At 67.8% G+C, this 6,671-nt stretch carries 12 protein-coding genes; 7 read left to right on the forward strand and 5 right to left on the reverse strand.

The features are described from left to right. From SFU54_RS10490 to SFU54_RS10505, 4 genes are all read left to right on the forward strand, one after another. Positions 1-640: CDP-alcohol phosphatidyltransferase family protein (locus tag SFU54_RS10490; RefSeq protein WP_319016222.1), on the forward strand; the 640-nt coding region annotated here is incomplete at its 5' end. Then, entirely contained in the window at positions 622-1,566 is a 945-nt protein-coding gene (locus tag SFU54_RS10495; protein ID WP_319016223.1) for a lysylphosphatidylglycerol synthase transmembrane domain-containing protein, read from the forward strand. The genes SFU54_RS10490 and SFU54_RS10495, both read left to right, overlap by 19 nt. Before the next feature lie 35 nt (positions 1,567-1,601). After that, complete coding sequence (locus SFU54_RS10500; RefSeq protein ID WP_319016224.1) at positions 1,602-2,027, forward strand: hypothetical protein; 426 nt, start codon at positions 1,602-1,604, stop codon at positions 2,025-2,027. A 44-nt stretch (positions 2,028-2,071) separates the two neighbouring features. After that, positions 2,072-2,470: a helix-turn-helix transcriptional regulator gene (locus SFU54_RS10505; RefSeq protein ID WP_319016225.1), complete on the forward strand. Its 399-nt coding sequence runs from the start codon at positions 2,072-2,074 to the stop codon at positions 2,468-2,470. A 51-nt stretch (positions 2,471-2,521) separates the two neighbouring features. Here SFU54_RS10505 and SFU54_RS10510 read toward each other — a convergent pair whose 3' ends face one another. Both SFU54_RS10510 and SFU54_RS10515 read right to left on the reverse strand, forming a co-directional pair. Further along, the gene (locus SFU54_RS10510; RefSeq protein ID WP_319016226.1) at positions 2,522-3,073 is read right to left on the reverse strand and encodes a DUF1697 domain-containing protein; all 552 of its coding nucleotides are present in this window, start codon (positions 3,071-3,073) and stop codon (positions 2,522-2,524) included. 10 nt (positions 3,074-3,083) lie between these two features. Further along, complete coding sequence (locus SFU54_RS10515) at positions 3,084-3,542, reverse strand: DUF5997 family protein (protein ID WP_319016227.1); 459 nt, start codon at positions 3,540-3,542, stop codon at positions 3,084-3,086. 55 nt (positions 3,543-3,597) lie between these two features. On the opposite strand from SFU54_RS10515, the gene SFU54_RS10520 reads away from it, so the two are divergent. The 3 genes from SFU54_RS10520 to SFU54_RS10530 all read left to right on the forward strand — a co-directional run bounded on the left by SFU54_RS10520 (position 3,598) and on the right by SFU54_RS10530 (position 5,103). Then, on the forward strand, positions 3,598-4,179 hold the full coding sequence (locus SFU54_RS10520; RefSeq protein ID WP_319016228.1) for a LysR family transcriptional regulator substrate-binding protein: 582 nt from the start codon (positions 3,598-3,600) through the stop codon (positions 4,177-4,179). Between the two features lie 271 nt (positions 4,180-4,450). After that, complete coding sequence (locus tag SFU54_RS10525; RefSeq protein ID WP_319016229.1) at positions 4,451-4,780, forward strand: nucleotidyltransferase family protein; 330 nt, start codon at positions 4,451-4,453, stop codon at positions 4,778-4,780. Continuing rightward, the gene (locus SFU54_RS10530) at positions 4,777-5,103 is read left to right on the forward strand and encodes a DUF86 domain-containing protein (RefSeq protein ID WP_319016230.1); all 327 of its coding nucleotides are present in this window, start codon (positions 4,777-4,779) and stop codon (positions 5,101-5,103) included. Before SFU54_RS10525 ends, SFU54_RS10530 begins: the two co-directional genes overlap by 4 nt. 56 nt (positions 5,104-5,159) lie before the next feature. Here the strand turns inward: SFU54_RS10530 and SFU54_RS10535 are convergent, their stop codons facing one another. From SFU54_RS10535 to SFU54_RS10545, 3 genes are all read right to left on the reverse strand, one after another. Next, positions 5,160-5,609 carry a DUF1801 domain-containing protein gene (locus tag SFU54_RS10535; protein WP_319016231.1) on the reverse strand — a complete coding sequence of 150 codons (450 nt, stop codon included), beginning with the start codon at positions 5,607-5,609 and terminating at the stop codon, positions 5,160-5,162. Between the two features lie 112 nt (positions 5,610-5,721). Then, complete coding sequence (locus SFU54_RS10540; protein WP_319016232.1) at positions 5,722-6,375, reverse strand: nuclease-related domain-containing protein; 654 nt, start codon at positions 6,373-6,375, stop codon at positions 5,722-5,724. Positions 6,376-6,405: 30 nt separating this feature from the next. Then, the coding region (locus SFU54_RS10545; protein ID WP_319016233.1) for a hypothetical protein at positions 6,406-6,671 on the reverse strand (266 nt) is incomplete at its 5' end.

Genomic DNA, 6,671 nt, shown 5'->3' on the forward strand with positions numbered 1-6,671 from the left:
CGCCGGGCTCGGGGGCTGGCTGTTCGCGAGCGCCGGGGGTGCGGCGGTTGGGGTGGGGGTGGCGGTGTTCGCGGTGGGAGCATCCGTCGCCGCGTGGCGGTTGCATCGGCTGCACCCGCACGCGCGATTGGGCTATGCCAACGCCGTGACGCTGCTGCGGTTGGCGCTCGTCTCGACGCTCGTGATTCCGCTCGTCGGCGTCTCGCCCGCGCCCGTGGCGATCATCGCGATTGCGACGATCTCGCTGAGCCTTGATGGGGTCGACGGCTGGCTCGCGCGGCGGCAGGGGCTCTCGTCAGCCGTCGGCGGCAGCTTCGACATGGAGGTCGACTCGGTCTTCGCGCTCGTGCTCGCCGCGCTCGCGGTGGTCGTGGGTGGGGCGCCATGGATCGTGCTGCTGCTCGGCCTTCCGCGCTATCTGTTCGGCGTGGCTGGCGTGATCTGGCCCTGGCTGCACGACCCTCTACCGCCGAGGTATAGCGGCAAGGTCGTCGCCGTGATTCACATGATCACGCTCATCGTGCTGCAGCTTCCGGGCCTGCCGCACCCGCTCGCCATCGCCCTCACCCTCGGCGTGCTTGGCGCGCTCGCGTGGTCGTTCGGGCGCGACATCGTGTGGCTGTGGCGACGTCGAGCATAGGGCGGCGCGCGCTCATCGTCGGCGCGCAGGCCCTCGTCACGGTCGGCTTGCTCGTGCTGCTGTGGCAGGTCGCCGACGGTCGCGACGCCGCCGCGGTGCTGCTGGGCGTGAACCCGTGGTGGCTCGCCGTGGCCCTCGTCGCCCTCACGGTGCACACCGTGCTCGCAGCCGAACGATGGCGCCTGACTGCCGGCGCACTCGGCCTGCCGCTCGGCCGCTGGCACGCCCTGCGCGAGTACTACCTCGCTCAGCTCGTCAACTCCACCGTGCCCGGCGGAGTCGTCGGCGACGCGGGCCGCGCCGTGCGCAGCCGCGAGCAGGCGGGCCTGACCGTGGCCGCGCAGGCCGTCGTGGTCGAGCGCTTCGCGGGCCAAGTGGCCTTGCTCGCGACCATGACAATCGCCGTGACCGTGACGGCCCTCGCACCCGGGGGTCTCGAATGGTCGGGGTGGATGCTCCGCCTCGCCGCGACGATCACCCTTGTCTCGCTCGCCGTGGTCGGAGTGTTGCTCGCTGCCCGCTGGCTGCCCGGGCGCGTCGGCCCGCGCATGGCCGAGTTGTCACGCACGGCGGCGATTGCTCTCGTGGGCCGCCGAGTCGTGCTGGCGCAACTGGCCCTCAGCGCCGGTACCACGGCGTGCATCCTCATCGCGTTCTGGGCGTCGGCAGCCGCGGTGGGCCTGAGCCTCTCGTTCGCCGCGGTCGTGACGCTCGTGCCGCTCATTCTGCTCACGATGCTCGTGCCGATCACGATCAGCGGCTGGGGACTGCGCGAGGGCGCCGCCGCCGCGTTGCTGCCGCTCGCCGGCGCGACCGCGAGCGCGAGTCTCGCGGCGAGCGTCGTGTTCGGGCTCGTGGGTTTGGCCGCAGTGCTACCCGGCCTGCTCGTCGTGTGGGTGCGGCCGGCGGCCGCTGGGGAGGGCTAAGCCTCCGGCACACGCGTCTCGACTACTTTTCGCGGGTGCGACCGTGGACTATCGAATACGCCGACCTCGACTTCGAGCGCTTCTACTTGAGCCTCGCTCCCTACGAGCAAGCCGTAGTGGACGCAGCGCTCACGACCGTGCTTGCCGTGCACGGCATTGCCGCCTTCGACGGTGGTTGGGGCAAAGCCCTTGGGGCGGGCCTCTACGAGTTCCGCATCCAACGGTCACTCGACGCGATTATGTCGATGGCCGACACAACATCTCCGCTCGTGGGTGACACGGGCCGACGCCTCAGCATTCGCATCTTCTGCACGTTTCACGGCAACAAGATCATCGTGCTGTTCCAGGGTTACGACAAGGGGCGAGACCCGTCGACTCGGCGCCAGCAGCAGGAAATCGCGCGAGCTCGACGAGCGTTGCAGCAATGGCGAATCGCTCATCGGAATGACACAAAGTCGTGAGAAGATATGTACTAGAACACATAGGCAACACGGGAGGCGCAACCATGACTCGCTCGTTTAGTGAACTCTCCGCTCGCGCTCGCGAGACCTGGACGGACGAAGCGCGTCACGTCTTCGCCGCGGCGTCGACAGTGTTTCAACACGAGCTCGACGATCGCGCATCGCTCGGATTGCACGTTCGCACTGCACGGCGGTCGCTCGCCTTGACCCAACCTGCGCTCGCAGAACTGACCGGTTTGCAACAGTCAGAGATCAGTCGCATCGAGAACGGTCTCTCGAATCCCACTCTCGAAACCGTCCTGCGTCTCGCTCGAGCGCTATCGATGACCCTGACACTCTCTCCAAAGGCAGCAGTGGGCGTTGGTGCCGAGAGCGCGCGTGAGTCGGCCCGCCGAACCAGCGATCTGCGAGATGCCGACGTGATGAACGCCGCCTGGAACTAGACAGAGCCGCCGTCGTCTGCGTCGCCAGTAGCCAGCGCGCATCCAACCCCGTCAGGCGAGCTGCGAAGCGTCGAGCTTCTCGAACAACCGCGCGAGCGTCGGCAGGCCGCGTGACGTGGCCGGGATGCCGAGCACGTGCTCGACGAGCGGGGTGCCGTTGCTCTGCCGATCACGCAGGTTGAGCGTCACAACCCATCCGGGTGCTGAGTCAAGCACCGTGCAGTGCGCGCGGCGCTCGGCCTCGAGCAGGGCGACGGAGTCGGGCTCGAGCGCGGGGCCGCCGTGCAGGGTGAGTTCGCGGCGGCGAGCGTCGAGAGCCGATCCGTGCTCGTCGACGAGAGGCCGCAGAGACGCGAGCGATGCCGTGACGACCTCGCGCTCGTGACCGGCGGCGCGCGCGAGCGCGGCGACGGCATCCTGAGCCAGGGACTCGGCCTCGGCGGCGCGGGCCGTGTACACGATCGTGCCGTTGCTCTGAAAGCTCAGCGCGTCGGGGGCTCCGGCCGCCGCAAACGCACTCAGCAGGTCGTCGGTGCTGGGGTGCCCGCGCTGGCCTACGTTGACGTTGCGCAGCAGCGCGACGTGCGGTTCAGGGCCGAGCATGCGGGTGACCTCAGACGTACTCGTCGGTCTCGTCGTCATCCGCGGCCACGGGCTCAACCCGCGTCGGCCGCTCGCCAATCGCCGTGCCCGGAACAATGCCCGTGCCCGGCGCGTGCTTCTCGCGCTCGACGACGAGCCACTCGGGCCGCTCGTCGAGCAGCGCGCGAATCTCGGCCGTGGTCATGTGGTCGCTCACTCCGGCGCGGGCGAGCGCCGAGTTCGAGACGCCCAGGCGGCGCGAGACCTCGTCGCGAGGGTGCGGGCCTTCGCGGCGCAGCGTCGCGAGCCACTCGGGCGGGCTGTCGCTGAGGGCCTGCAGCGCGGTGCGAGAAATGGGCGTCGCGCGAAACTCGTCGGGCGTCGCCGGCAGGTAGAGGTTGAGCTTCTTCGCCGCCGTCGCGGGGCTCAGCAGCTGCTCCTTCTTGGGCTTCGGCTGCTGGCGGCGGTCTTCACGCGGGGCTTCGGTCATGCTGTCGAGCGTACGGGAGGCCAGCACCCGCGTCACACGCGGCTAGCCTGAACTCATGCCCGAACCCCGCCCCGTGTTTCAGAAACACGAGCCCCTGCACGTCGCGTTCGTGCCGGGCGTGACGCCGGGCAAGTGGGAGCGCATCTGGCGCGAACGCCGCCCCCGCGGTCGCCTCGAGCTGACCCCGATGCTGCAGGATGCTGCGCTCGAGGCCCTCGCAACCGGCACCGTGCACATGGCCCTGCTGCGCGACACCTCGGCCAACGACGACCGCCACGCGATCGAGCTCTACCGCGAAGCGCCCGTGGTGGTGACCCCGCGCGGCTCGCTGCCCGCGAGCCTCGACAGCCTCACGCTGGCGGATCTCGCCACCCTCGACGACCTCGCCCTGCTCACCGTCGACCTGATCACCGACAATGGCGAGGCGGCAATCGAACTCGTCGCCGCCAACGTCGGAGTCGCCGTCATGCCCCAGTCGGTGGCGCGCGCCCACTCGCGCAAAGGCGTCGTGGCCCGACCTCTCACCGACGGGGTCGAGACCCGCATCTCACTCGTGTGGCCGATCGTGGGCGCGCATCCGCTCGTCGATGAGTTCATCGGCATCGTGCGGGGCCGCACGGCGAACAGCTCACGCTGAGCGGGGCTCCGACGGCGCCGGCCACGGGCGATAGAAGCCCCACACCCCGTTCGAGAGCTCACCCGCCGCAAACAGAATGTCGCGGGTTCACCCCGTCAATCTCGATGGGGTCACGCTCGAACACAACGCCCACGGGCGTCCAGTGATCGGTGGGGTCGGCGACCATGCGGCGACTCTAGTGCGACTATCTGTTTCGGATCCATGCTGCCCGCGGTTCGTCACTTCGTCGCCGGATCTAGGTAGCTACAGACAGCCCCGGTATTCTGGAGGCATGTCGATGACTGTCGCGACTCCCGAGACCCTCGCACTGCGCGAGCTGCTCGCTGCGCGCCGCACAGAGTTCGACGCGCTCCTCGAAAAGTACAGCGCAACGCACCCCAGGCTCTTCGGGTCCGTCGCCCGCGGCGACGCCGGGCCAGACAGCGACATCGACATCGTGGTGTCGATGGACCCCACAGACGGCAATGTTCTGATGCGCGCTTCAGGGCTCATGGAAGAAACTCGCAGCCTCTTCGGCCGCGATGACATCGACATTTTTCCGGTCCAACTGCTCAAGCCTTCGATCTCGGAATCTGCGCTCGCCGACGCGGTTCCGCTGTGAGCCGCAGCACCGATCAACGCATTGCCGACATCCTCGAGGCGATCGAGCGATGCCAACGCTATGTCGACGTGCTCGGTAGTGACGACCGAGTGCTCGCAGATATGGCTGAAGACGCTGTCGAACGAAACCTACAGATCATTGGCGAAGCGGCGAAGCACCTTCCGTCAGAATTGACCGACGCACACCCCAATATCGCTTGGCCGCAGATCCGGGGTTTTCGCAACATCCTCGTTCACCAGTACTTCGGCGTCGACGTCGCCACGGTTCGTGACGTGGTCGAGACCTACCTGCCACCACTGGCTGCCGCTTTACGACGCCCCTAGAGGGTCGGGCTTACTTACACCAAGCTCACGCCCGCACCAAGCGCCTCGCAGAGCGCTTAGCGTCGCGCCCAGCCCAGCCCCGGCCGCGACGCAATCTGCGTCATCCAGCTCGCGAGCACCACGGCGTCGATCTCGTCGAGCGTCGCAAGCTCGACGCCGCGCGTCGCCTTACCCATGCCCACGGGAGTCACCGGCGGCACTGGCTCGAGCGTCGTGCCATTGATGAACATGAGCTTCACGTGGCCCACGAACGCCCCCACGCTGAAACACCAGCCGTCACCGACGCCGTAGTAGGCCATCCCCCACTTCACCGACCGCTGCAGCTCGGGCAGCGTCGCGGCCGCGAGCACGTCGAGCGCCTCGGCAACACCTCGCTGCGGCTGCGGCAGGCTCGCGATGTAGTCGGCCACGGGCTTGTCGCCCACCGCCGCCTTGGCCGGGCTCGCCGCCCCGGTCATCGCCACGGGCAACTGCCACGGCGTGCCGTTCATGAGTAGCGGCTCCACGCGGCCTCCTTCGCTCGGGCGCGTGCACGCGCGTGCGTGCCATCAGACCACCCGGGGTGCCCGCGTGTCTACAGGGGCTCGGGATGCTCGCTCGCGGTTCGTCGCCCTCAGCTCACGCCCGCACAAACCGCTGCGCGATCCTCTCAGCAACCGCAGCCACATCAACCCCCGCGTCGGGCACCGTGGAAATCATCGAGGCCAACTTCTTCGGCCACACCACGCGCACCCCGTTGACCGTGAAAGCGTCGGCAAACAATCCCCAGTCAGCATCGACGAAGCACAGCACGCCGAACACCGGAACCTCCCCCACCACGTCGCGCACGTGCCCCACCTGCTTGCGCACACCCTCGACGAGCGCCGTCTTGTCGCGCCCCTTGACGATCAGCAGGTCAACCCGCGGGCGAATGATGCCGCCTTCCACTCGCTTCTCGGGCGCCTTGCCGACATACCGCTTCGTATCGATCACCCACACCCCGCCGGGCGTCACCACGATGTGGTCAATGTTGGCCTTCGAGCGCGGAATGCGCCGATCATGCATCACACGGATGCTCTGCGACGCCAACCCGTCAAGCCGAGCCCCCACGACCGCCTCGCCGGCAGCCCCACTGCTCCACGCTCTCGTGTTCTGCTTCTCGGGCGTCAGCGCGCCGACGAAGCCCGCGAGGCGGCCCCATTCGGCCTCGCGCTGCGCTTTCTCTTTGGCCTTGCGTCGCTCGTACTCGCGTCTGGCTGATGTTCCGGGTGCGTTGACGTCGTCTGCAGTCATGAACCCATCGAACCAGACACGAGAGTTCCTCTACACTCCCCGTCCGAGGTACTTCGCGTTCGCCTTCGCAATCTCGTCGAACCAGTAGCGGGAGTCTTTGATCGTGACACCGAAGGGCGTTCGTGAGTACGGATAGTCGATCTCGTGAACGATCTCAAGCTGCGCCAGATCAATGACGAGCTTGGTGCTTTTCTCCCCGGCCTGGGCAATCTCTTCTGCGGGCTGCTGTGGCGAGGTGTAGTCGCGAATCTTCCAGCTGTCACCTTGCCGGTTGAGATGCAGAAAGGTACGTGCCC

The sequence above is a fragment of the Microcella sp. genome (assembly GCF_033763155.1).
GTDB lineage: Bacteria > Actinomycetota > Actinomycetes > Actinomycetales > Microbacteriaceae > Microcella.